The sequence below is a fragment of the Streptomyces sp. NPDC088553 genome (genome assembly GCF_044752965.1).
GTDB lineage: Bacteria > Actinomycetota > Actinomycetes > Streptomycetales > Streptomycetaceae > Streptomyces.
This window is the reverse complement of sequence record NZ_JBIVMG010000001.1, coordinates 647,879-669,342: the sequence shown is the minus strand read 5'-3', so window position 1 is coordinate 669,342 and position 21,464 is coordinate 647,879. Positions and strand designations below refer to the sequence as shown.

At 72.4% G+C, this 21,464-nt stretch carries 24 protein-coding genes; 11 read left to right on the top strand and 13 right to left on the bottom strand.

Annotated features, from left to right (window positions below):
• Positions 1-23: 23 nt before the first annotated feature.
• The gene (locus ACIP8Z_RS03050; protein ID WP_402077956.1) at positions 24-539 is read right to left on the bottom strand and encodes a DUF6328 family protein; all 516 of its coding nucleotides are present in this window, start codon (positions 537-539) and stop codon (positions 24-26) included.
• A gap of 260 nt (positions 540-799) precedes the next feature.
• Between ACIP8Z_RS03050 and ACIP8Z_RS03045 the strand changes: the two genes are divergently transcribed.
• Both ACIP8Z_RS03045 and ACIP8Z_RS03040 read left to right on the top strand, forming a co-directional pair.
• On the top strand, positions 800-1,192 hold the full coding sequence (locus ACIP8Z_RS03045; protein WP_402077953.1) for an STAS domain-containing protein: 393 nt from the start codon (positions 800-802) through the stop codon (positions 1,190-1,192).
• A gap of 34 nt (positions 1,193-1,226) precedes the next feature.
• Positions 1,227-1,865, top strand: a complete 639-nt coding sequence (locus ACIP8Z_RS03040; RefSeq protein WP_402077950.1) for an ATP-binding protein — start codon at positions 1,227-1,229, stop codon at positions 1,863-1,865.
• An 18-nt stretch (positions 1,866-1,883) separates the two neighbouring features.
• Here the strand turns inward: ACIP8Z_RS03040 and ACIP8Z_RS03035 are convergent, their stop codons facing one another.
• Positions 1,884-2,867 carry a SigB/SigF/SigG family RNA polymerase sigma factor gene (locus tag ACIP8Z_RS03035; protein ID WP_402077948.1) on the bottom strand — a complete coding sequence of 328 codons (984 nt, stop codon included), beginning with the start codon at positions 2,865-2,867 and terminating at the stop codon, positions 1,884-1,886.
• A gap of 214 nt (positions 2,868-3,081) precedes the next feature.
• On the opposite strand from ACIP8Z_RS03035, the gene ACIP8Z_RS03030 reads away from it, so the two are divergent.
• On the top strand, positions 3,082-3,519 hold the full coding sequence (locus ACIP8Z_RS03030) for an ATP-binding protein (protein ID WP_402077946.1): 438 nt from the start codon (positions 3,082-3,084) through the stop codon (positions 3,517-3,519).
• On the opposite strand, the gene ACIP8Z_RS03025 is transcribed toward ACIP8Z_RS03030, so the two are convergent.
• Positions 3,513-3,917 carry an STAS domain-containing protein gene (locus ACIP8Z_RS03025; protein ID WP_402077944.1) on the bottom strand — a complete coding sequence of 135 codons (405 nt, stop codon included), beginning with the start codon at positions 3,915-3,917 and terminating at the stop codon, positions 3,513-3,515. The two genes, ACIP8Z_RS03030 and ACIP8Z_RS03025, sit on opposite strands and share 7 nt — an antisense overlap.
• A gap of 135 nt (positions 3,918-4,052) precedes the next feature.
• On the opposite strand from ACIP8Z_RS03025, the gene ACIP8Z_RS03020 reads away from it, so the two are divergent.
• Entirely contained in the window at positions 4,053-4,562 is a 510-nt protein-coding gene (locus tag ACIP8Z_RS03020; protein ID WP_402077942.1) for a helix-turn-helix transcriptional regulator, read from the top strand.
• Here ACIP8Z_RS03020 and ACIP8Z_RS03015 read toward each other — a convergent pair.
• The 3 genes from ACIP8Z_RS03015 to ACIP8Z_RS03005 all read right to left on the bottom strand — a co-directional run bounded on the left by ACIP8Z_RS03015 (position 4,498) and on the right by ACIP8Z_RS03005 (position 7,210).
• On the bottom strand, positions 4,498-4,989 hold the full coding sequence (locus ACIP8Z_RS03015; RefSeq protein ID WP_402077941.1) for a hypothetical protein: 492 nt from the start codon (positions 4,987-4,989) through the stop codon (positions 4,498-4,500). The genes ACIP8Z_RS03020 and ACIP8Z_RS03015 overlap by 65 nt on opposite strands.
• A complete protein-coding gene (locus ACIP8Z_RS03010) occupies positions 4,986-6,428 on the bottom strand; it encodes an ATP-binding protein (protein WP_402078894.1) in 1,443 nt (480 codons plus the stop codon). The genes ACIP8Z_RS03015 and ACIP8Z_RS03010 overlap by 4 nt, the downstream gene beginning before the upstream one ends.
• A gap of 86 nt (positions 6,429-6,514) precedes the next feature.
• Positions 6,515-7,210, bottom strand: coding sequence for a response regulator (locus ACIP8Z_RS03005; protein WP_402077938.1), 696 nt, complete (start codon positions 7,208-7,210; stop codon positions 6,515-6,517).
• Positions 7,211-7,344: 134 nt separating this feature from the next.
• Between ACIP8Z_RS03005 and ACIP8Z_RS03000 the strand changes: the two genes are divergently transcribed.
• The 4 genes from ACIP8Z_RS03000 to ACIP8Z_RS02985 are packed head-to-tail and all read left to right on the top strand — an operon-like array spanning position 7,345 to position 11,034.
• Positions 7,345-7,998 carry a hypothetical protein gene (locus ACIP8Z_RS03000; RefSeq protein ID WP_402077936.1) on the top strand — a complete coding sequence of 218 codons (654 nt, stop codon included), beginning with the start codon at positions 7,345-7,347 and terminating at the stop codon, positions 7,996-7,998.
• A complete protein-coding gene (locus ACIP8Z_RS02995) occupies positions 7,995-9,095 on the top strand; it encodes a peptidoglycan-binding protein (RefSeq protein ID WP_402077933.1) in 1,101 nt (366 codons plus the stop codon). Before ACIP8Z_RS03000 ends, ACIP8Z_RS02995 begins: the two co-directional genes overlap by 4 nt.
• Entirely contained in the window at positions 9,092-9,844 is a 753-nt protein-coding gene (locus tag ACIP8Z_RS02990; protein ID WP_402077930.1) for an ABC transporter ATP-binding protein, read from the top strand. Before ACIP8Z_RS02995 ends, ACIP8Z_RS02990 begins: the two co-directional genes overlap by 4 nt.
• Positions 9,841-11,034 (top strand): ABC transporter permease, encoded by a 1,194-nt coding sequence (locus ACIP8Z_RS02985; protein WP_402077928.1) that lies wholly within the window; start codon positions 9,841-9,843, stop codon positions 11,032-11,034. The genes ACIP8Z_RS02990 and ACIP8Z_RS02985 overlap by 4 nt, the downstream gene beginning before the upstream one ends.
• Here ACIP8Z_RS02985 and ACIP8Z_RS02980 read toward each other — a convergent pair.
• From ACIP8Z_RS02980 to ACIP8Z_RS02950, 7 genes are all read right to left on the bottom strand, one after another.
• A complete protein-coding gene (locus ACIP8Z_RS02980) occupies positions 11,021-11,392 on the bottom strand; it encodes a MazG-like family protein (RefSeq protein WP_402077926.1) in 372 nt (123 codons plus the stop codon). The two genes, ACIP8Z_RS02985 and ACIP8Z_RS02980, sit on opposite strands and share 14 nt — an antisense overlap.
• An 84-nt stretch (positions 11,393-11,476) precedes the next feature.
• Complete coding sequence (locus ACIP8Z_RS02975; RefSeq protein ID WP_402077924.1) at positions 11,477-12,931, bottom strand: DEAD/DEAH box helicase; 1,455 nt, start codon at positions 12,929-12,931, stop codon at positions 11,477-11,479.
• 231 nt (positions 12,932-13,162) lie between these two features.
• Positions 13,163-13,366, bottom strand: coding sequence for a cold-shock protein (locus ACIP8Z_RS02970; RefSeq protein WP_030218719.1), 204 nt, complete (start codon positions 13,364-13,366; stop codon positions 13,163-13,165).
• Positions 13,367-13,578: 212 nt separating this feature from the next.
• Entirely contained in the window at positions 13,579-14,349 is a 771-nt protein-coding gene (locus ACIP8Z_RS02965) for a DUF817 domain-containing protein (protein ID WP_402077922.1), read from the bottom strand.
• A gap of 127 nt (positions 14,350-14,476) precedes the next feature.
• A complete protein-coding gene (locus ACIP8Z_RS02960; RefSeq protein WP_030319367.1) occupies positions 14,477-15,922 on the bottom strand; it encodes a glyceraldehyde-3-phosphate dehydrogenase in 1,446 nt (481 codons plus the stop codon).
• 108 nt (positions 15,923-16,030) lie between these two features.
• Positions 16,031-17,062, bottom strand: a complete 1,032-nt coding sequence (locus ACIP8Z_RS02955) for a serine hydrolase domain-containing protein (RefSeq protein ID WP_402077920.1) — start codon at positions 17,060-17,062, stop codon at positions 16,031-16,033.
• Between the two features lie 120 nt (positions 17,063-17,182).
• Positions 17,183-18,973 carry a VanW family protein gene (locus tag ACIP8Z_RS02950; RefSeq protein WP_402077917.1) on the bottom strand — a complete coding sequence of 597 codons (1,791 nt, stop codon included), beginning with the start codon at positions 18,971-18,973 and terminating at the stop codon, positions 17,183-17,185.
• 202 nt (positions 18,974-19,175) lie between these two features.
• Here ACIP8Z_RS02950 and ACIP8Z_RS02945 point away from each other — a divergent pair, with 202 nt between their 5' ends.
• The 3 genes from ACIP8Z_RS02945 to ACIP8Z_RS02935 all read left to right on the top strand — a co-directional run bounded on the left by ACIP8Z_RS02945 (position 19,176) and on the right by ACIP8Z_RS02935 (position 21,452).
• On the top strand, positions 19,176-19,937 hold the full coding sequence (locus ACIP8Z_RS02945) for an IclR family transcriptional regulator (RefSeq protein WP_402077914.1): 762 nt from the start codon (positions 19,176-19,178) through the stop codon (positions 19,935-19,937).
• A 45-nt stretch (positions 19,938-19,982) separates the two neighbouring features.
• Positions 19,983-20,312, top strand: coding sequence for a putative quinol monooxygenase (locus ACIP8Z_RS02940; protein ID WP_319312029.1), 330 nt, complete (start codon positions 19,983-19,985; stop codon positions 20,310-20,312).
• Positions 20,313-20,417: 105 nt separating this feature from the next.
• Entirely contained in the window at positions 20,418-21,452 is a 1,035-nt protein-coding gene (locus ACIP8Z_RS02935; RefSeq protein WP_402077912.1) for a LacI family DNA-binding transcriptional regulator, read from the top strand.
• Positions 21,453-21,464 lie beyond the last annotated feature (12 nt).

Sequence of the window (21,464 nt, the reverse complement as noted above, 5' to 3'; positions counted from 1 at the left end):
GCGGCTACCCGCCGTCCCTCCCCTCACTCCCCGCTCTTCGCGGTGTACCGGCTGCGGACCCACAGCGGCAGGGCGAACCAGCACAGCAGGTACCAGGCCAGCACTCCGGCCAGGAGCCACGGAACGATCGCGTTGTCGGTGGCCACGCGGAGGATGAGGACGAGCGCGCTCGTGAGGGTGGCGAGCAGGAGCAGTATCCCGGTGAAGGTCAGCCGGGACGCCCACGCGACCGTCTCGGGCTTGAGCCGCCGGCCTGCCACGATGCGGTGGAAGGAGACCGGGCCGATCAGCGCGCCGGTGGCCAGTGAGCCGAGGACCACGGTCAGGATGTAGATCCCCTTGTCGGTCGAGCTGAGGCTCTCGTACCGGGGCGTGAAGACGACCGTCAGGAGGAAGCCGAGGAGGATCTGGACCCCGGTCTGGACCACCCGTATCTCCTGCATGAGGTCCTGCCACTGCCGGTCGGCGCGCTCTTCCGTGGTCTCGTCGCGCCCACGCTCGGCACCCCCGTCTCGCTGTCCGGTCTCTCGGTCAGTCATCCGTCCCACCTTCCGGTTCGAGGGGCCCGCGCGGGGCGGAGGCCGTACGCCGCGTCTTCCCTGCCCGGCCCCGCCGCAGCCGTTCCGCCGTGGCATTTCGTCGTTTCGCACGAGTACCCGTTCGAGAGCGGGGCAGTCATACGGCATACCGAAGTGAGTGATCCACGCGGCCGGAGGCCTTCCGCTCGCCGTGCCGGGAACGCTCGGCGTATCGTCGGCGTCAGCTCGGAATTCTGTGCCGACGGGAACCGGAGTGCCGGATGCCAAGGGATGCGAGAGGGTCGGGTGACGCCGGGCTCACCGGCCCCCGACTGACGGCCGCGGTCCGGTGGAGCGGTGCCACGGCCGTCGTCACGGTGGTGGGAGAGCTCGACCGCGACACCCAGGAGCCACTGCACACGGCGCTGACGGAGGCCCTGGACCGGCGCCCCGAACGGGTCGTCGTGGACTGCGGACGACTGACGTTCTGCGACTCGACCGGACTCAATCTGCTTTTGACGGCGAGGCTGGACGCGCTGGAGGCCGGCAGCAGCCTGGAACTGGCCGCGCTGCGCCCGCCCGTCGACCGGGTCTTCGACGTCACCGGCGTGGTGGCGGTCTTCACGGTGTACGACGAGCTGCCCACCGACCTGGCCGAGAGGGAGCACCCGTGAACACGGCGCGACACCGGGCACGGTGGAGGCACGGATGAGTGAACCGGTCCGGTCCAGGGGCCAGATCAGACGGCTCGTCCTGCGGAGCGGGAGGTCGGTGGTCGCACGGTGCCGCGACTTCTGCCGGGTCGCGCTCACCGACTGGAACTGGCCGGGACCGCCGGAGGACACCGGGCTCACCCAGGAGGAGCGGGACCTCGCGATCGAGGACGTGCTCCTCGTCGTGTCGGAAGCCGTGACGAACGCCTCTCTGCACGCCGGCGGCCCCACGGAACTGGTGATCCGGCTCGCCCCCGCCGACCCCGCGGCGACCGGCACGGCCGGGGACCTGCGGATCGAGGTGAGCGACCGGAGCAGCCGGGTTCCGGACTTCCGGCCACGAGGAGCACCGGGGCAACCCGGGGGCAACGGCCTGCGAGTGATCGACCGGCTCACGCGCGCGTGGGGAGCCGTTCCCGGGGAGACGGGCAAGTCCTTCTGGATGGAGGTGGCCACCCCGCTCCCGGCGAACGGACCACCGGTCGCACCGCAGTCACCGCCACCTTCCGCGGCGCCGCCGACACCTGCCCCGGACGCACCGCGGGCGGCATCCGGCCGGGGTGGTCCGTCATCGCCGCTTCCAAGGGAAACGTCGGGCGGCCGTGGCGGGGCGGCCCCGGATGGCGGCCCGTGAGGTGCCATCGCCGCGCCGCTACCGGGCCGATCGGTCCGGGGCGGGCACGGTCGTCGTGGTCGGGGACGTGTTCGTGTGGGGCGCCTCCGGGAGCTCCTCCGCCGTCAGGGCCGTACGCAGTTCGCCGAGGATGCCGCTGAGGAGACGCGACACGTGCATCTGCGAGAGGCCGAGGCGCTCGCCGATCTCCGCCTGGGTCAGTTCGTCGCCGAACCGCAGGGCCAGGATCGTCCGGTCGCGCGCGGAGAGGTCGGCGATGAGCGGCTTGAGCGCCTCCAGGTTCTCGATCCTCTCGAAGGCGTCGTCGTCGCTGCCGAGGGAGCGCGCGAGCAGGCCGGGACCACCGTCCTCGTCGTCCACGGGCACGTCGAGCGAGCGGCTGGTGAACCCGTTCGAGGCGAGCCGGCCCTCGCGCAGTTCGGCCGCCGTGATGTGGAGGTGGGCGCCGAGCTCGGCGTCCGTCGGCGGTCGGCCCAGCTCCTGTTCGAGCGCGTCGTTCGCCTTGGCCAGGTTCAGGCGCAGCTCCTGCAGACGGCGCGGTACGTGCACACTCCAGCTGGTGTCCCGCAGATGCCGCCGTATCTCACCGAGCACGGTCGGCAGCGCGAAGGACATGAACTCGTTGCCCCGCTCCGGGTCGAACCGGTTGATCGCCTTGATCAGACCGACGGTGCCGACCTGGACGATGTCCTCCCAGGTCTCGTGGGAGCGGCGGAAGCGGGTCGCGGCGTACTTGACCAGGCTGAGGTTCAGCTCGACGAGGGTGTTGCGCACGTACGAGTAGTCCGCCGTGCCCTCTTCGAGCGAGCGCAGCCGCTCGAACAGGGCGGTCGAGAGCGAGCGGGCGTCCGCGGTGCTCACCGTGAGGGGATCGGCGATCTCCGGAAGTTCGGCCGGGGGCTCGGGAGCGTGAACGACCGGCCGGCGGTCGCTCGGAGCGGACCGGCGGTCACTGGGGACGGGCCCGCCGCGGCCCTGGACGGTGGTGCGGTTGTTCGACATCAACGCTCCTCGTGAGAGCCCCCCCTTGCCTCCTACCCGCTTCTGCCCCACACGAGCAGTGCGCCGTGGGTGACGCAGGGGGAGATGGCAAGGGAACACAGGGGTGTGCGGTGATACGTGGGGCATGCGGGCATGCGAGGCGAATGTGAACGGATCGTCGGGGCAGAGGCCTGCTGAACGCCCGGAAGGGGGGCCCCGGAGGGGTGGACGAACAGTGACCACACGGCATCGCACGGGATATCCCGGGCCGGACGGGGACCGGCCCCTCGTCCCGCATGTCGCGGCTGAGGCGCGCGCCCGGGTGGCGGAGGCGCTGCGGATGGCCACGACGGGGACCGGCGGCCCGCCGTCCGCCACTGCCGTCGGGGACGCGCTGCTCGTGACGTCGGAGCTGGTGACCAACGCGCTGCGTCATGGGGGCGGCCTCACCGGGTTCAGAGTGGAAGTCGACCCGGGCGCGGTGACGATCACCGTCGCCGACGCGAGCGTCGAGCTGCCGCATGTCAGGGGCGGCCGTGGGGCCGCACGTGCCTCCGGTCCGGCGGAGGGCGGCTTCGGGTGGCCCCTGGTCAGGCTGCTCGCCCAGGAGATCAGGCTGACCCTGCCGGCGGAGGGCGGCAAGACCATCGTGGTACGGCTGCCGCTTCATTGAGGCGGTCCCGTCCTCGGGGGCGAGAAGAGCCCGTTCATGCCGGTCAGCTGGAGCAGGCGGGTCACCCGCGGGCTCACAGGGCCGAGCGTGAGGAGCGGGGGGCGCTGACGCCCGCCGTCCAGGCGCGAACGAGGTGCGGCTGTGGTGTTTCGAGCGGTCCGGAAGGCGCGCAGACCGGCGCAGTCGCAGAAGGTGACGGCCGCGAGGTCCAGCGTGACGCCCTCCGGGTGTGCGCGCAGCGCGGCCAGAAGGCTCCGTCGCAGGTGCGGTGCGGTGGCGCTGTCGATCTCACCGCAGACGACGACGGTGCCGTCCGGCGCGACCTTCACGGTCATCTGCGCGTCCGAGCCGGTCGCGGGTGCCTGGTGATCCGTGGAGCGGTCTGGAAGGGGGTGCATGGTGTGCTCCCGTGGGCCAGCCAAACCTGTTCTTTCTGTCCTTATCGTCCTCTTTTGTCGCGTAGTACGTCAATAATCACATGAGATAAATTTCAGGTCTTGCAACTCGTGAGTAAACCGTCACATAATGGCCCCATGGGTGACAGTTCAGGCAATCGTCAATCATGGACGTTCCTGACGAATCACGCCCGAGTGCTGGTGGTGATCGCCCGAGACCCCGAGGTCCGCCTCCGCGATGTCGCCGCCGCGTGCGGGGTGACCGAGCGAACGGTGCAGGGGATCGTCGCCGACCTGGAGGCCGCCGGATACCTCACGCACGCCCGGGAGGGCCGGCGCAACCGCTACCGCCTGACCCAGGGCAAGCGCTTCCGGCATCCGCTGGAGGGCGACTACGAGATCACCGGCCTCCTGGACCTGCTCAAGGCGGCCCCCGGCGACGGCTCCCGCGTGCCCCGCGTCGGGACGAGCGACGGCGAGCCCCTGCCCCGCCCCGACGGCGTGCCCCGTCCCGAGGCGGTCGACACGGGCCCTCTGCCGGGGACGAGCGACGTCGGCCCACCCGGCCCCGTTCCTCGCGCTCTCAGCCGAGGAACTCGGCGCACCGGAACGGGCCCAGGTCCGGGCCCTCCGGCTGGCGCAGCGTGACCTCCACGTCGTCCGTCCTGACCCTCGGGTCGAGTACGGACTGGGCGCGGGCGAGCGTGCACACCAGCTGTCCCGTTCCCTGGTCCCGGCCCGTCCCCGCGTACGGTTCCTCCAGGCGCACCGTGACCTGCGTGCCCCGGCCCGTCACCGTGTAGCCGCCGAGCTGAACGAGATTGGTGAGACCGTCCCGCTGTTCGGCGGGCGGCGGGCCGCTCGCCAGCAGCTTCACCACCGAGGCGAGGTTCCTGATCTCCCTGTCGAGCACGGGCACGCCCCTCAGCCCGCTGTCCGACGCGTAGTAGAGCCGGATCCCGCGCGTCGGCCCGCTCGCCGGCTCGCCCGCCCCTATCACCCCCGTCGGCTGCACACCGCACCCCACCAGGGCGGCCCCGAGGACGGAGACCAGCACTCCCGCCCGTACCCTCACTCCGCGTCCTCTCCCGTACGCCGCAGGGGCAGCCGCAGGGTGAACACCGCGCCGCCCTCCGGTCCCTCGGCGACGTCGATCGTGCCGCCGTGCAGCCGCGCGTTCTCCAGGGCGATCGCCGTCCCGAGGCCGCTGCCCTGCCCGCCGGCGTCGGCCGCGCTCCGCGTACGGGCCGCGTCGGCCTTGTAGAACCGGTCGAAGACCCGCTCCCGGGCCTCCGGCGGCAGCCCCGGGCCGCGGTCGGCGACCTCCACCGTCACCCACTCCCCGCCCGCTCCGGCGCGCGTGCCGAGGGTCACCGTGACCGGCGGCGCTCCGTGCCGCAGCGCGTTGCCCACCAGGTTCGCCACGATCACATCGACGCGCCGCCGGTCGACCACCGCCCGGACGCCCTCGTCGAGACGGACCTCCACCCGGTCGGTCCAGCCGCGCAGCGCCAGGGACGCCCGTACCGTGTCGGCGAGCTCGGTCTCGGCCGCGTTCAGCCGGATCGCGTTCGCGTCGAAACGGGAGATCTCCATCAGGTCCTCGACGAGCCGCGAGAGCCGCGCCGTCTCCACGCCCACCGTGCGGGCCGCCCGCGCCGCGTCCGGCGGCAGCTGGTCGGCGTCCTCCTCCAGGACGGTCGCCACCATCGTCATCGCCGCGAGGGGCGTGCGCAGCTCGTGCGACACGTCCGCGACGAAGCGGCGCGCCTTCGCCTCCTGCTCGCGCAGGCGCGCGTCCGAGGCCTGCAGGGCGTCCGCCGTCTCGTTGAACGTCCGCGCCAGATCCGCGAGTTCGTCGTGCCCCTTGACCGCGACCCGGCTCCCGAGATCGCCCTCCGCGAGCTCCCGCGTGGCCCGCCCCAGCTTCCGTACGGGACGCAGGACCGTCCCGGCGGCGAGCAGCGCCAGGACGGCGGCCAGCACCACCACCGGCAGGATGCCCGCCCGTACGGAGTCCAGCAGGGCGGCGGTGTCGTCGCGTTCGGCGCGGAGACCGGTGATCGCGAAGACCTCCAGGCCGGAGAACCGGCGGTCCCCGTCCGCGTACGTCACGGGCATGCCGACCACCAGATACGGCTCGTCCCGCCACGTCACCCGCTGGAACCGGGTCCCGTCCCCGGCCCGTACGGCGCTCCGCAGCTCGACGGTGATCCGGCCCTCCGTGTCGGCGAGCGGGTCGGACACCGCGACGAGGTCCTGGTAGCGGACGACGACGATCCGGGCGCCGAGGCCGTCCGAGACCCTCGCCGCGAACCGGGCGAGGGACCGCTGGTCGGGCGGCAGGTCGAAATCGGCCGCGACCGCGGTGACGCGTGTCCGCACGTCGTTCACCGCGGCGTCCTGGGTGCGCCGGAGCACGGCGGTCCGCGCGTCCCGGTAGGCGAGCGCGGTCGCGGTCACCGCGCTGATGAGCGCGACGACGACGAAGGTCACGACGAGCCGGGTCCGCAGCCCTCCGACGAGCCGCCGGGAGCGTCGCCCCGGGGAGCCCCCGGCGGACCGGGACCCGCCCGCACGATCCGTACCTCCGGTCCCGCTCACAGCGGCCCGAAGCGGTAGCCGAAGCCCCGCACCGTCTGCACGTACCGGGGTTTCGCCGGTACGTCCTCCAGCTTCGCCCGCAGCCGCCCGACCGCCGCGTCCACCAGCCGGGAGTCACCGAGGAAGGTGTGGTCCCAGACCGAGGCGAGGAGCTGCTCACGGCTGAAGACCCGGCCGGGCGAGGCGGACAGTTCGAGGAGCAGCCGCAGCTCGGTGGGCGGCAGCGGGACCAGGACGCCGTGCTTGGTGACGGTGAGACCGGCGCGGTCGATCACCAGGCCGGCGAGGTCGCCGTCGCCGGTCCGCGCCGGCCCGGACGGTTCCGCGCGCCGCAGGGCCGCTCTGATGCGGGCCTCCAGGACGGGAGCGGTGACCGGCTTGACGACGTAGTCGTCGGCACCGGCCTCCAGACCCGTCACGATGTCGTGGTCGTCCCCGCGCGCGGTCAGCATGATGATCGGCAGCGTCGTCGTACGGGCGCGGATGCGGCGGCAGACCTCGAAACCGTCCATCCCCGGCAGCATCAGGTCGAGGACGGCCAGCTCGACCTTCGCGCCGTCCGGGGCGCCGAGCAGCGCGAGCGCCTCCTCGCCGGTGGCCGCCGTGTCGACGTCGTACCCGTGCCGGCGCAGCACGAGCTCCATTCCGTCCCGTACGGACGCGTCGTCCTCGATGAGCAGTACATGCGGCATGCCGTCGATTATGGGTGCCGCGAGAACCTGCCCAGCGCCCCGGCCGAGGCTCGACCCGCAGGTCGGGGGCATTGTTACGTTCTCATCATGTCGCCATGGAAGCGCCATCACGTGGCGTGACGAGGATCGTGTTCATGACCCCGAAGACAACCTCCCGTGCCCGTGCCCGGCTGCGCCTGACCGTCCTCGCCACGGCCCCCGTCCTCCTCCTCACCGCGGCCTGCGGCAGCGGCGACGACAGCGCCGGCGGCGCCGGGAAGAACGACGAGATCGCCTCGGTGCCGGAGACCACCACCGCCTCGCCGTCCCTGCGGAACGACACCGCCCCGAGCACCCGGCCCGCCGGGAAGAGCGCCTTCTACGACGCACAGATGGACTACGTCCGGTGCATGCGCGTCAAGGGCGGCTACCAGGACTTTCCCGACCCCAAGCTCAGCGGGCACCTCGACTGGGGGAAGGTCGAGGAGATCTCCTCCCGGCCCGGCCAGATGGAGGCCGCCAAGGGCGGCAAGAACGGCGTCTGTGTCGACGAGCTCCAGAAGGTCATGCTGGCCGAGCCCAAGCGCGACCAGCAGAAGGACTACGAGTCGATGCTGGCGCACGCCAAGTGCATGCGGGACAACGGCGTCTCCCGGTTCACCAACCCGACGATGAGCGGCGGCAACGCCCAGCCGGGCGGCGACCCCAACCCGGCGTCCCCGACCATCGACCACGACTCACCGGCGTACAAGCAGGCCCGCGAGGCGTGCAGGACGAAGCTGCTCGACGGTCTGGACGGCATGCAGTGAAGCGCCGTACCGCCCTCCGCGCGCTCGGCGCGGTGACGGTCGCCGCCGCCGTCACCGGGGGAGTCGTCCTCCTCGGCGACCCCGGACTCCTCGACGAGGGCGCCGGCGGCTCCGCCGCCGCCGGGAAGGGCGGCGATCTGCCGCCCGCCACCGCCACTGTCGTACGGACCGACCTCGTCCAATCCAAGACCGTCGACGGCAAGCTCGACTTCGCGCAGCGCCGCCCCGTCAAGTCCGCCGTCGACGGCACCGTCACGGTCGCCGCCACCGAGGGCAGGACGCTGACCAGGGGGCAGGCGCTGTACGAGCTGAACGACAAGCCCGTCACCCTCCTCTACGGCCCCGTCCCGATGTTCCGCGAGATGAAGACGGGGGACCGGGGCAGCGACGTACTCCAACTGGAGCGCAACCTGCGCGACCTGGGGTACGGAGCCGGGGTCCACGTCGACACGCGCTACGAGAAGGACACCGAGACAGCGGTCAAGCAGTGGCAGAAGTCCCTGAACCGTGAACCCACCGGAAAGGTCGGCCGAGGAGACGTCGTCTTCCAGCCCGGCCAGGTCAAGGTGGTCTCCGTCGACGCCGCGCTCGCCGACCAGGTCGGCCCCGGCGAGGCCGTCCTGACCGTCGCCTCGACCAAACCCGTCGTCCGGGCCCACCTGGACCAGACCGACGGCGCGCTCACCGCGGCCGGCACCAAGGTCGAGGTCACACTGCCCAGCGGGAGGACCGTGGCCGGGAGGGTCGCCGGAACCGTACGCCCCGAGGAGACCGGCCCGGAAGAAGGCGCGGTGTCGCAGGAGGGCATCGTCGTCGAGGTCGTCCTCGACGGCGGGGCGCGCGCGGCGTCCGGCGAGGACGCCAAGACGTCGGCCGGCGTGAAGTTCGTCAGCGAGGCCCGCAAGGGAGTCCTCGCCGTTCCCGTCGAGGCGGTCCTCGCCCTGCGCGGCGAGAACGGCGGCTACGGCCTCCAGATCGTCGAGGGCGCCACCACGAGAACGATACGGGTGGAGACGGGCATGACGGCCGACGGGCGGATCGAGGTCAGCGGCCCGGACGTGAGGGAAGGCCTGAAGGTCGGGATGGCGGCCTCATGACCCCGGACGGCACCCGGTCCACCGCACCCTCCCCCGTCGTGGAACTGCGGGACGCCACCAAGTCCTACCCCGGCGGCGTCCACGCCCTGCGCGGCGTGAACCTCATCGTCGGCGAGGGCGAACTGCTCGCCGTCGTCGGCCCCTCCGGATCCGGCAAGTCCACGATGCTCCACGTCATGGGCACCCTCGACAAACCCACCAGCGGCACCGTCCGGATCGCCGGCCACGACGTGTCCGCGCTCTCCGACAACCGTCTCTCCGCACTCCGCGCCCGCCACATCGGCTTCGTGTTCCAGCACTTCCACCTCGCGGCCGGACGCGACGCCGTCGACAACGTCGCCGACGGGCTCCTGTACGCGGGCGTGCCGCCGCGGGAACGCCGGGCGCGGGCGCGCGCCGCCCTGGACCGGGTACGCCTCGGCCACCGCCGCTCCCACACGCCGAACGAGCTGTCCGGCGGCGAGAAGCAGCGCGTGGCCATCGCCCGCGCGCTGGTGGGGGAGCCCCGCCTGCTGCTCGCGGACGAACCCACCGGCGCCCTCGACACCGCCTCGGGGGAGATCGTCATGGAGCTGCTCCACGAGCTGAACGCCGCGGGGACCACGATCTGCGTCATCACCCACGACAACGAGATCGCGGACGCGCTGCCGCGTCGGGTCCGCTTCAAGGACGGCGAGATCGTCTCGGACGAGCGCGGTGTCCTGTCGGACGAGCGCCGCTTCCCGCCCGGGGAAGGAGCCGCGCCGTGAAAGGCACCCTCAAGCCCGCGCGACTCTCCGCCGGCGACGTCCTCCGGGTCGGCGCGGTCGGTCTCCGGGCACGCCGCGCGCGCGTGGTGCTGTCCGCGCTCGGCATCGCCATCGGCATCGCGACCATGGTCGCGGTCGTCGGTCTCTCCGAGTCCAGCCGCGCGGACCTGATGGCCCGGCTCGACCGGCTCGGCACCAACCTCCTCACCGCCGAGGCGGGCAAGGACGCCCTGGGCAAGGAGATCAAACTCCCCAGGAACGCGGTCGCGATGGTCGAGCGCATCGGCCCCGTCCAGCACGCCACCGGAACGGGCGACGTCGACGCCCGGATCCGCCGCAGCGACCTGGTCCCCGAGGAGCGCACCGCGGGCGTCACCACCCAGGCGGTCCGTACCGACCTCCTGGCCGCGCTCGGCGGCGAGGTCGACCAGGGCACGTGGCTGGACCCGGCCGGCGAACGCCTCCCGGTCACGGTCCTCGGAGCGGTGGCCGCCGACCGGCTCGGCGTCACCCGCACCGGCGAGACGATCATGATGAACGACACCCGCGTGGTCGTCGTCGGCATCCTGAAACCGCTCGAACTCGTCCCGAACCTCGACCGGGTGGCGATGGTCGGATTCCCCGCCGCCGAGCGCCACTTCGGCTTCGACGGTCACCCGACCACGATCTTCGAGCGCTCCACCGACGCCTCGGTGGAGGACGTACGGGCGATCCTGGCCCGCACGATCAGCCCCGGCGGCGACGCGGGCGTCAAGGTCTCCCGGCCCTCCGACGCGCTCGCCGCCAAGACCGCCACCGACAAGGGCCTGACGACCCTGATGCTGGGCCTGGGCGCGGTGGCGCTCCTGGTCGGCGGTGTCGGCGTCGCCAACACCATGGTCATCTCCGTCCTGGAGCGCCGTCAGGAGATCGGCCTGCGCCGCTCCCTCGGCGCGACCCGCAACGCGATCCGGCTCCAGTTCCTCACCGAGTCACTGCTGTTGTCCGCGCTGGGCGGGGCGACGGGCGCGCTCCTCGGAGCGGCGGCGACGTACGGCTTCGCCCGGGTCCAGGGCTGGACGGCGGTCGTCCCGCCCTGGTCCCTCGCGGGGGGTCTCGCCGCCACCCTCCTGATCGGGGTGATCGCCGGTCTCTACCCGGCGATCCGCGCCTCGCGTCTCCACCCGACGGTGGCGCTCAACGCGACGTGACCACGGGGTCGTCGTCGTGCGGGTCCGTGCACGGGAGGAACGCGGCCGACTTCCGGGCGAGTACGGAGGCGAAGAACTCGGGTGCGTCGTCGGGGCGCATCCGGGTGAGGGCGACCATGCCGGTGATCACGGCGTCGACCACCTCCTCCTGCACCTGCTCCCAGTCGTGGCTGCGGCCCTTGCGCGGATTCGCCGCCCGCACCCCGATGACGGCCTGCGCGGCCTCGCCCACCTCCTCCGAGAGCTTGAGCACCTGCAGCGTCCACTGCTCCTCCGCGCCGAGCCCCCGCTCGGCGTCGAACTCCGCGAACAGGGCGGCGAGCGAACGGATCGTGTCCCACGGGTCGTTGTCCCTCACGGGGGTCTCCTCCGGTGTGCCGACGATGGCGTGGCGGGCGGCCGTCGCGGCCGCCCGGCACCCGTCAGCATGCCCCCAGGCCGCCTACTTGCCTCGGCGGATGCGGGCCGCCTGCCTCGCCTCGGCCGTCTTGCGGGCCTCGGCGGCCTTGCGGGACTCGTTCTTGGCACGGCCCGGGCGGCCCGGGACGGTGCCCATGCCGCGGAAGGCCGCCCCGCCGCGCTTGGCGCCCTCCTGGCTGGGCGCGGCGCCGGCGACGGGTACGCCCGAGGGGGTACGGGCGCCGGTGATGCGGCTCAGCTCCGCCTCGCCCGACCGGACCTTGGTGACCTGGGGGCGGATGCCGGCGTCGGCCATGAGCCGGGCCACGTCACGCTGTTGCTCGGGCGTGACCAGGGTGACGACGACCCCGGACTCACCGGCGCGGGCGGTGCGCCCGCCGCGGTGCAGATAGTCCTTGTGGTCGGCGGGCGGGTCGACGTTGACGACGAGGTCGAGCTCGTCGACGTGGATGCCGCGCGCCGCCACGTTGGTGGCGACGAGCACCGGGACCTCGCCGCTGCGGAAGCGGTCCAGGGTGCGGGTACGCAGCGGCTGGGACTTGTCGCCGTGCAGGGCGGCGGCGCGCACACCGCTGCCGAGGAGGTGCTTGGTGAACCGGTCGACGGAGGCCTTCGTCGCCAGGAACATGATGACCCGGCCCTCGCGGGCGGCGATCTCCGTGGCGGTGGCGAACTTGTCGGCGCCGTGCACATGGAGCACGTGGTGGTCCATCGTGGAGACGGTCGCCGCCGACGGGTCGACGGAGTGGACGACCGGGTCCGTGAGGTACCGCTCGACCAGCAGGTCGACGTTGCGGTCGAGCGTGGCGGAGAACAGCATCCGCTGGCCTCCGGCGGGCACCAGGTCGAGGAGCTCGGTGACCTGCGGCATGAAGCCCATGTCGGCCATCTGGTCGGCCTCGTCGAGGACGGCCGCGCCCACCCGGTCCAGTCGGCAGTCCTTGCGCTCGACGAGGTCCATGAGCCGGCCGGGTGTGGCGATCAGCACCTCGGCACCGTCGCGCAGTGCCGTGGCCTGCCGGCCGATCGACATGCCGCCGACGACGGTGGCCAGGCGCAGCTTGAGGGCCCGGGCGAACGGGTCGAGGGCGTCCGTGACCTGCTGGGCCAGTTCGCGCGTGGGCACGAGGACCAGCGCGAGCGGCTTACGGGCATCGGCGCGCCGGCCGGCGATACGGGCCAGCAGGGGCAGGCCGAAGGCGAGGGTCTTGCCGGATCCGGTGCGCGCGCGTCCCAGGACGTCGCGGCCCGCGAGTGCGTCGGGCAGGGTCGCTGACTGGATGGGGAACGGCGTGTCGACGCCGAGCCCGGTGAGGACGGCGTGGACCTCGGCCGGCAGATCGAGCTCGGCGAAGGTGGCGGCGGGCGGCAGGGCCGGGGTGCCGGGGGGCAGCGCCGCCCAGTCGTCCGCGGCGGGGGTGCCGCGTCCTGCCCGGTCCGTACGGGGTGCGCTCTTCGCGCTGTTCGCGTTGTTCATGGGTCCTCCTCGAAACGGTGCGCTTCGAGGAATTCGCGAGGGGCCGCGGGCCCGATGAATTACTGGAACGTACCGAATACCACGGGCGTGCGAATCCGGCCACGCCGAGGGGTATCAAATCGGCGGCCGGGCGGCGAAAAGCCCGGGAATGTTTGAAAAGCCTGGAAAATGCGACGAGCCGGGGCCCTCACCACACGGGTGAGGACACCGGCTGCGTCGGACGTGTCAACGTCAGGCGGGGAGGATGTTCTCCGCCTGGGGGCCCTTCTGGCCCTGCGTGACGTCGAAGGTCACCTTCTGGCCTTCCTGGAGCTCACGGAAGCCAGAGGTGGCGATGTTGGAGTAGTGGGCGAAGACGTCCGGGCCGCCACCCTCCTGCTCGATGAAGCCGAAGCCCTTTTCAGCGTTGAACCACTTCACGGTGCCGTTAGCCATGTCAATTCTCCTTCGGGGCGTAGCCCTGGGGGCCGCACTGTGCGGACCCCGGCGTCGCCGTGATGATTGCCCCGTCCGGAAAACTGCACCGAAAACACAGAAAGTGCCTGACGATGTCGAATCGTCAAAGGCACTTGTAAGTTTCTTTGGGAACCACGACTGCAACTGCTGTCGACTGTACCACGTCCCCTGCACCCGTGCACGAAATTGCTTCAATTCTCGTGTCGTGCCGAGCGGGAAGACATTGCCAGGACGAACGTGACCGTCATCAGCAGCGCCCAGGCGCCGAACTTGGCGAGGGAGACCGGCTGCCAGCCGTCCAGCTGGTTCGGGTAGCTCCAGGCGCCGACGTACGTGGCCGCGTTCTCCGCGACCCAGAGGAAGAAACCGATCAGGACGAACGACAGGGCCAGCGGCATCCGGTGGTCCCGGTCGCCCACCCGGAACCGCACCCAGGTCCCCGCCGTCGCCACGAGGAGCAGGGCCGCCAGGGCCCAGCGGGCGTCGGGCAGCCAGTGGTGGCTGAAGAAGTTCACGTACACGGCGGCGGCGAGCACGGCCGTCGCCCGCGGCCGGTAGCCCGTCAGTCGCAGGTCGAACAGGCGCCGGGCCCGGCAGACGTAACTGCCGAGCGCCGCGTAGAGGAATCCCCCGTACAGCGGCACCCCGCCGACCTTCGTGAGCGCCTCCTCCGGATAACTCCACGAGCCCATCCGTACCTTGACCAACTCGAAGAGCAGGCCCGTGGCGTGGCAGGCGGCGATCACCGCGATGTCCCGCCCGCTGTCCCACCCGACCTTCCAGGCCACCACAGTGAGGCCGATCCCGTACAGGAGCAGCAGGTCGTAGCGGGCGACCGGCAGCTCGGGCAGCAGGGACGAGACGGCGATCCCCCCGACGAGCGCGACGGCGAAGGCGCAGCACCGCGCCTCAAGTACCGCGAACCGCAGGAGCTGGCGTATCCCGTGCGTGAACGTGTCCATGCGGGGAGGGACGCCGGGCGGCGGCGGTCGGTTCGCGCGGCGGGGGGGAGGGGGGACGGCGAACGGCGGCGCGCCGCACCTCCCGGAGGAAGTGCGGCGCGCCGCCGTGCCGGTGGGCGGGTGGGGATCAGACCGCCGGGGCCGGGAAGGTCGGGTACTCCACGCCGGAGACGTGCTGGACGACCCGGATGACCTGGCACGAGTAGCCGAACTCGTTGTCGTACCACAGGTAGAGGATCGCGTTGTCGCCGTCGACCTTGGTCGCGCCGGCGTCGACGATCGACGCGTGGCGCGAGCCCACGAAGTCCATCGAGACCGCGTCGGGGGCCGTGGTGAAGTCGATCTGACGCTTCAGCGGGGAGTGCAGCGAGACGTCGCGGAGGTACTCGAGGACCTCGTCGCGGGTGGTCTCGCGGCCCAGGCGCAGGCTCAGGATGGCGATCGAGACGTCCGGGACGGGGACGCGGATCGAGCTGCCCGTGATCGGGGCCTTGAGGTCCGGCAGCGCCTTGGCGACGGCCGAGGCGGCACCGGTCTCGGTGATCACCATGTTGAGCGGCGCGGAACGGCCGCGGCGGTCCGCCTTGTGGTAGTTGTCCAGGAGGTTCTGGTCGTTCGTGAACGAGTGGACCGTCTCCACGTGGCCGCGGAGCACGCCGTACTCGTCGTCCATCGCCTTCAGCGGCGGCACGATCGCGTTGGTGGTGCAGGAGGCGCAGGAGAGGATCTGCTCGTCCGGCTTGATCGTGTCGTGGTTGACGCCGTGCACGATGTTCGGCACGTCACCCTTGCCGGGCGCGGTCAGGACGACCTTGTCGATGCCGGGGCGCAGGTGCTTCGACAGGCCCTCGCGGTCACGCCACTTGCCGGTGTTGTCGATGAGGATGGCGTTCTCGATGCCGTACGCCGTGTAGTCGACCTCGGAGGGGTCGTTGGCGTAGATCACCTTGATGGTGTTGCCGTTGGCGACGATCGTGCTGTTCGCCTCGTCGACCGTGATCGTGCCCTGGAACTGACCGTGGATGGAGTCACGGCGCAGCAGCGAGGCGCGCTTCACCAGGTCCTGCTCACCGCCGCCGCGGACGACGATCGCGCGCAGGCGCAGACCGTTGCCCGAGCCGGCCTTCTCGATGAGGAGGCGGGCGACGAGGCGGCCGATGCGGCCGAAGCCGTAGAGGACGACGTCGCGTCCGTCGCGGCGCTCGATCTTGTTCTCTCCGGTGGCACCGGCGACGGCCTCGGCGGTGAACTCCTCCACCGTGAGACCGCGGTTGTCGGTCTTGTACTCGGCGGCCAGCATGCCGATGTCGATCTGGGACGGGCCGAGGTCCAGGGTGGTGAGCGTCTGGAGGAACGGAAGCGTCTCGGTGACCGACAGCTCCTCGCCCGCTATCTGGCGGGCGAACCGGTGGGTCTTGAGGATGCTGACCACCGACTTGTTCACCAGGGAGCGGCTGTGGACCAGGACGGTGATGTCCTGCTCCCGGTGCAGCTTCCCGATGATCGGGATCATCGACTCCGCGATCTCCTCGCGGTTCTTCCAGCTGGTGAACGAGTCGTCATTGACAGTCACAAGTTTATCTTTCGAGCTAGGCGGCGCTCATATGGTAACCCCCGGTCTGTTTGCTCGATCAGAGGGGTGTCGAAGCTCACGGCCCGCCCGTGGACGCCCGGGGCGAGGTCACGGGAAGGCGAGGGTCCGGAACACCTCCCTGACGCGGGCCAGAGGGCCGGGGTCCCGGGTCAGGCGGAGGCGGTTGGTGAGGAGGACCGCCCAGCGGTCCCGGGCCGGCGAGACCCACATGCCGGTGCCGGTGAAGCCGAAGTGGGACCAGACGCCGTCCGCGGGTTCCGTGCCCGGCGCGGGGTGCCAGAACAGGCCGCGCGGAGGTTCGAGAGCGCCGGTGTGGACGCGGAGCGAGCGGTCCGTCCATTCGGCGGAGAAGGTGCCGGGCACCGGGGCGAGGAGGTGGCGCAGGAACCGTCCGACGTCGCCGGTGGTCGTGAAGACCCCCGCGATCCCGCAGGCGCCGCCGAGCAGCCGGGCCGAGAAGTCGTGGACGGTGCCCTTGAGATGCCGGCCGCTCTCCTCGTCGTACTCGGTGGGCGCGCACCGCTCCCTGAGCGCGGGGGGCAGCGGACCGTACCGGGTCTCCGTCATCCCGAGCGGGGCCCAGACCCGCTCCTCGGCGAGCCGGGGGAGCGGGCGGCGGGTGAGGTGCTCGGCGAGGTAGCCGAGGATCAGGGCCGCCCGGTCGGTGTACGCGACGGCCTCCCCGGGCCGGTGGCGGAGCCGCTCGGCGAGGACGCCGTCCCGTACGTCCTGCGGATCGGAGCCGTACAGGTGTCGGAGGTTGGCGCGCAGCGGCATGCCGGCGGTGTGGGTGAGGAGGTGATGTGCCGTCACATCGGCGAGCGGCCGCCCGGCCGCCTCGGGCCAGTAGTCGCCCAGCGGGGCCGTCGGATCGAGCTTTCCGGCGTCGACGAGGGTGCCGATCACGGCCCAGACGGCGAGGATCTTGGTGAGGCTCGCCACGTCGAAGAGGGTGTCGTCCCGCATCGGTGCGCCGAGGTCCGCCGGATCGAGCAGACCGACGGCCCCCGCCGACAGGGTCGTCCGGGCGTCGCCCACGGCCCACACCATGCCGGGGCAGACGCCCGCGCGCACGGCGTCGGCGAGGAGCCGCTCGAAGGGGTCGCTGCGCTGCGCCAAGGCGGGCCTCCGGACGGTTGAGGGCGGCCCTGGCCTGGTGGGCCGTGCTCCGGAGTCATGCCCCGGCCGTACGGGAAGACACCCTTCCGGGCGTCCGTCTCCCCACCGGTCACGCGCCGGTCACCTGGCGTCCGTCTCCTTGTCGGGCGTGTCGGCGTCGGACTTGTCGACCGGCTTGCAGGTGACTTCGTCGCGCGGGGTGTAGTGGGTCTTGAACGTCTCCCGCTTGACCTCGACGCCGTCGTTCTTGAAGACCCGGTCCACCGCGATGTCGAAGCCCTCCAGCGGCGGCTGCGGCACACAGGCCTCGCCGCTGCCCTCGGCCTTCTTGGGCTGCGTGAGGTTGGTGCGCTCCCCGGCGACCGCCTCCACGGAGTCGTACTTCTTCGTGCCGAGGAAGCTCACCGTGACGGACGAGTCCGTCGCGCCGGCCTTGATGTAGATCGGCTTCCCGGAGTCGTTGCGGAACTTCAGGTCGAGCTGGCCCCAGGCGACCGTCGCCTCGCGGCCTGCCGGGTACCGCTCGATGTAGAAGGAGTGGGCCCCGTACTCGACGGGCTTCACACCGGCGAAGAACATGGCGTTGAACATGGTGGTGGCCATCGCCGACACGCCGCCGCCGGGCGCCGAGCGGTACTGGCCGTCCAGGATCATCGTGCCGTCGACGAAGCCGTTGTCCGGGGTGCGCTCGCCGACCGTCTTGTTGAAGCTCCACACCTCGCCCGGCTGCACGAGCGAACCGTTGATGAGTTCGGCGGCCCGGCCGATGTTCGTCGTCCGGTAGGGAGCGCTCGGGAAGTTCACCGTGAACGTCGACATCTGCTCGGTGATCCCGAGACGCGCCAGGGAGCCGGACGTGAGCTCGGGCTGCGTGACCGTGGTGGCCACGGCGGCGGTACGCGCGGCCTCGCCCGACCGCGTCAGCAGCGGGCGCACGGCATCGCCGAGGGCCTTCGCCGTCACCTCGTGCCCCGGCCTGCCCTCCGACTCCACGACGACCTTGCCGTCCCGCACGCCGAGGGCCGCCTCGACGGGCGCGCCCGTCAGGGAGGAGATCGGGTCCGCCACGTCCGGGTCGCGCAGCAGCGCCTCGGCGTCGAGGGCGGCGGTCAGCCGGCCGTTCTCGTTCTCCACGGTGAGGTGGTCGCCGAGCGTCGCGGCGGAGATCCGCAGCCGGTCCGCGCCCGCCGTGAGCGTCACGGGTCCCGAGACGGCGGGCTTCGCGTACGTGTCGAGGAAGCGGGTCACCTCGGCCGCGGGCAGCTTCGGCTCGGTCACGGCGACGGGGAGCGCGACGGGCGAGGCGCCGGTGGCGGCGGGGTAGGCGGCCCGCAGCGCCTCGACGGCCTTGGCCGTTTCCAGCTTCTGGCCGGTGACGGGACGGGTCGCGACGGCCTTGCCCTCGCGGAAGGCCACGGACCCCTCGCGCACCGTGCGGTCGTTCTTCCTGGCCAACTCGGCCACCGTGGCGTTCGCCTTGCCCGCGTCGTACGCGAGGACCGGCTCGATCTCGCGGTCGCCGGACGAGAAGAGCCGCCCGATGACGGTGAACGGGTCGCGGGAGGGGTCGGCCGCCAGCTCGGCGGTCTTCGCCACGTCCACGGTGAGACCGGCGGACGCCGGCGTCACGGCCGAGGCGCTGTCGCCGACCCGCACGGGTATCGGCGCGCTCCACGCGGCCGGGGCCTCGGCCGCCAGCTTGGCCTCGGCCTCGGCGCGGCTCATGCCGCCGATGTCGACGCCGCCGACACGGGTGCCGGCGGATATGTCGTCGCCGGTGGCGACGAGCCCCGCCACGTACAGGCCGCCCGCGGCGACGGCGACCACACCTGTCGCGATCGCGGCCGTCCGGAGACGCGGACGGCGCCCCTCGCGGGGCGTCCGGGCATGGTCGGTCGTGGAGCGGGGCACGCGCTCTCCCGTGGCGTCGAGGATCAGGGGAACACCCGACGGTACGCCGAAAGAGTGTCTTATGCACATAAGGCGGGTGTGACCTGCGGGGATACGGAGGGGAGCGAAGGGGACACGGAGAGTCCCCCGAGCCCGCGTCGTCGCCCCCGGGGCCGGGACGCCCGGCAGCCGCACCCCCGCCCCGCCCGCCTAAGCTGGACCGATGCCTGCCCCGTCACCGAGCCCCGGGCCCCAGTCCGTCGACCGGGCCCTCGCCGTCCTCGACGCCGTCGCCGACGCCGACCGGCCCGTCGGGGCGAAGGCGCTGGCCAGGCACCTCGGCTGCGCCCTCTCGACCGTCTACCACGTCACCGGGCCGCTCCTCGCGCGCGGCTACCTCGTCCGCACCACCGAGGGGTACGCCCCCGGGCCCCGCGTCCCGGCCCTGCACCGCTCCCACCAGCGGCACCACGGACTCGGCGTCGGCACCGGTGAGCTCCTCGGCCGGCTGCGGCGGGCCACGGGCGCGGAGGCGTACCACACCGCCTACCGCGACGGCCTGATCACCGTCGTCGACACCACCGCCCCGGTCACCGACGCCGCCCACCCCTTCACACCGGGCCCCGAACAGCGCGCCCACGCGACCGCCCATGGCAAGGCGCTGCTCGCCGCGCTGCCGCGCCCGCTGCGCCGCCGCTACCTCGCGGAGCACGGGATGGCCCGCTTCACCGAGCGGACGATCACCAGCGCCGAGCGCTTCGAGGCCGAGGTCGACCGGGTGCGCGGGCAGGGCATCGCCGTGTCCGTGGGCGAGGCGGACCTCGCGTACACCTGTCTCGCCGTCGCGCTGCCCGAGCGCGGCGACGGCATCGTGCACGCCCTGTCCGTCTCGCTGCCGACCGCCGGTTTCGCGCGGCGGCAGGGCGAGATCCGGGCGGCGCTCACCCGTGCCGTACCGGAGTTTCCGGCCCTGCCGGAATCCTGACCGGACCGACTGGCCGCGTCGGCCGGGGCGCCGCAGGCTGGTCGCATGATCTTCATCGCCGTACGTTTCACCGCCCGCCCCGACCACGCCGACCGCTGGCTCGACCTGGTGGCCGACTTCACCCGCGCCACCCGCGAGGAGCCCGGCAACCTCTTCTTCGACTGGTCCCGCAGCGTCGACGACCCGAACGTCTTCGTCCTCCTGGAGGCCTTCGCGGACGCCGAGGCGGGCGCGGCCCACGTCGCCTCCCCGCACTTCACGGCCGGTCTCGCAGCCATGGCCGGAGCCATCGCCACCACTCCCGAGATCATCAACGTCGAGGTCCCGCAGCAGGGCTGGGGCGCCATGGCGGAGCTTGCCCCGACCGACGCCTGAGCGTCCCCCGGGCCCTTCCGCGGCGCCCCCGGGACGGCCCCGCCCCGCCTGATAGGTTCGCGTGCACACGCAGGCGGGGCGGCGGCCCGAGGGGAGAAGCGGCACATGGCGGTGAGCGGACGGCAGACCGGCAGGCCTACCCTTGAAGAGGTCGCGGCCAGGGCCGGAGTCGGCCGCGGCACCGTCTCCCGGGTCATCAACGGCTCCCCCCGGGTGAGCGAACAGGCCAAGGCCGCCGTCGAACGGGCCGTGGCCGAACTCGGCTACGTACCCAACCGGGCCGCCCGCGCCCTGGCGGGCAGCAGGACCGACGCCGTCGCGCTCGTCATCCCCGAGACCGAGGCCCGGCTCTTCGCGGAGCCGTACTTCCTCGACATCATCCGCGGCGTCAGCAGTGAACTCGCCGATGCCGACAAGCAGTTGCTGCTCACCCTGATCCGCAGCGAGCAGGAGCGGCAGCGCTTCGAGCAGTACCTCGCCGCGCAGCGCGTCGACGGCGTCCTCCTCGTCTCCGTGCACGCCGCCGACCCCCTGCCCGACCAGGTCCGCGCCCTCGGCCTGCCCGCCGTCCTCAACGGCCGCCGCACCGAGGACGAGCGCGTCGCCTTCGTCGACTCCGACAACACCGGCGCCGGCCGGACCGCCGTCGCCCATCTCGCCGCACGCGGCCGACGCGCCGTCGCCACCATCACCGGACCGCTCGACATGTACGTGGCCCGCTGTCGTCTCGACGGCTACCGGGAGGGCCTGGCGGAGGCCGGACTCGCCACCGACGAAGGGCTCGTCGCCACCGGGGACTTCACCGAGGAGGGCGGACGGCGCGCCATGCGTCGACTCCTGGACCGCAGGCCGGACCTGGACGCGGTGTTCGCCGCCTCCGACGTCATGGCCGCGGGCGCGCGCGGCGTCCTGCGCGAGGCGGGCCGCCGGGTCCCCGAGGACGTGGCGCTCGTCGGCGTCGACGACTCGGCCGTCGCCCGGCACATGGACCCGCCGCTGACCAGCGTCCGGCAGCCCATCGAGGAGATGGGCCGCACCATGGCCCGGTTGCTGCTCCAGGAGATCGCCGCGCCCAGCGAGCCGGACGAGCAGCCCCGCCGGATGCTCCCGACGGAACTCGTGGTCCGCGCCTCCTCCTGACGCGGGGCCACC

Bases quoted from the DNA above. Each gene is read 5' to 3' on its own strand.
- ACIP8Z_RS03050 (WP_402077956.1), bottom strand. From the start codon at position 539: ATGACTGACCGAGAGACCGGACAGCGAGACGGGGGTGCCGAGCGTGGG.
- ACIP8Z_RS03045 (WP_402077953.1), top strand. From the start codon at position 800: ATGCCAAGGGATGCGAGAGGGTCGGGTGACGCCGGGCTCACCGGCCCC.
- ACIP8Z_RS03040 (WP_402077950.1), top strand. From the start codon at position 1,227: ATGAGTGAACCGGTCCGGTCCAGGGGCCAGATCAGACGGCTCGTCCTG.
- ACIP8Z_RS03035 (WP_402077948.1), bottom strand. From the start codon at position 2,867: ATGTCGAACAACCGCACCACCGTCCAGGGCCGCGGCGGGCCCGTCCCC.
- ACIP8Z_RS03025 (WP_402077944.1), bottom strand. From the start codon at position 3,917: ATGCACCCCCTTCCAGACCGCTCCACGGATCACCAGGCACCCGCGACC.
- ACIP8Z_RS03020 (WP_402077942.1), top strand. From the start codon at position 4,053: ATGGGTGACAGTTCAGGCAATCGTCAATCATGGACGTTCCTGACGAAT.
- ACIP8Z_RS03005 (WP_402077938.1), bottom strand. From the start codon at position 7,210: ATGCCGCATGTACTGCTCATCGAGGACGACGCGTCCGTACGGGACGGA.
- ACIP8Z_RS03000 (WP_402077936.1), top strand. From the start codon at position 7,345: ATGACCCCGAAGACAACCTCCCGTGCCCGTGCCCGGCTGCGCCTGACC.
- ACIP8Z_RS02990 (WP_402077930.1), top strand. From the start codon at position 9,092: ATGACCCCGGACGGCACCCGGTCCACCGCACCCTCCCCCGTCGTGGAA.
- ACIP8Z_RS02975 (WP_402077924.1), bottom strand. From the start codon at position 12,931: ATGAACAACGCGAACAGCGCGAAGAGCGCACCCCGTACGGACCGGGCA.
- ACIP8Z_RS02970 (WP_030218719.1), bottom strand. From the start codon at position 13,366: ATGGCTAACGGCACCGTGAAGTGGTTCAACGCTGAAAAGGGCTTCGGC.
- ACIP8Z_RS02965 (WP_402077922.1), bottom strand. From the start codon at position 14,349: ATGGACACGTTCACGCACGGGATACGCCAGCTCCTGCGGTTCGCGGTA.
- ACIP8Z_RS02945 (WP_402077914.1), top strand. From the start codon at position 19,176: ATGCCTGCCCCGTCACCGAGCCCCGGGCCCCAGTCCGTCGACCGGGCC.
- ACIP8Z_RS02940 (WP_319312029.1), top strand. From the start codon at position 19,983: ATGATCTTCATCGCCGTACGTTTCACCGCCCGCCCCGACCACGCCGAC.
- ACIP8Z_RS02935 (WP_402077912.1), top strand. From the start codon at position 20,418: ATGGCGGTGAGCGGACGGCAGACCGGCAGGCCTACCCTTGAAGAGGTC.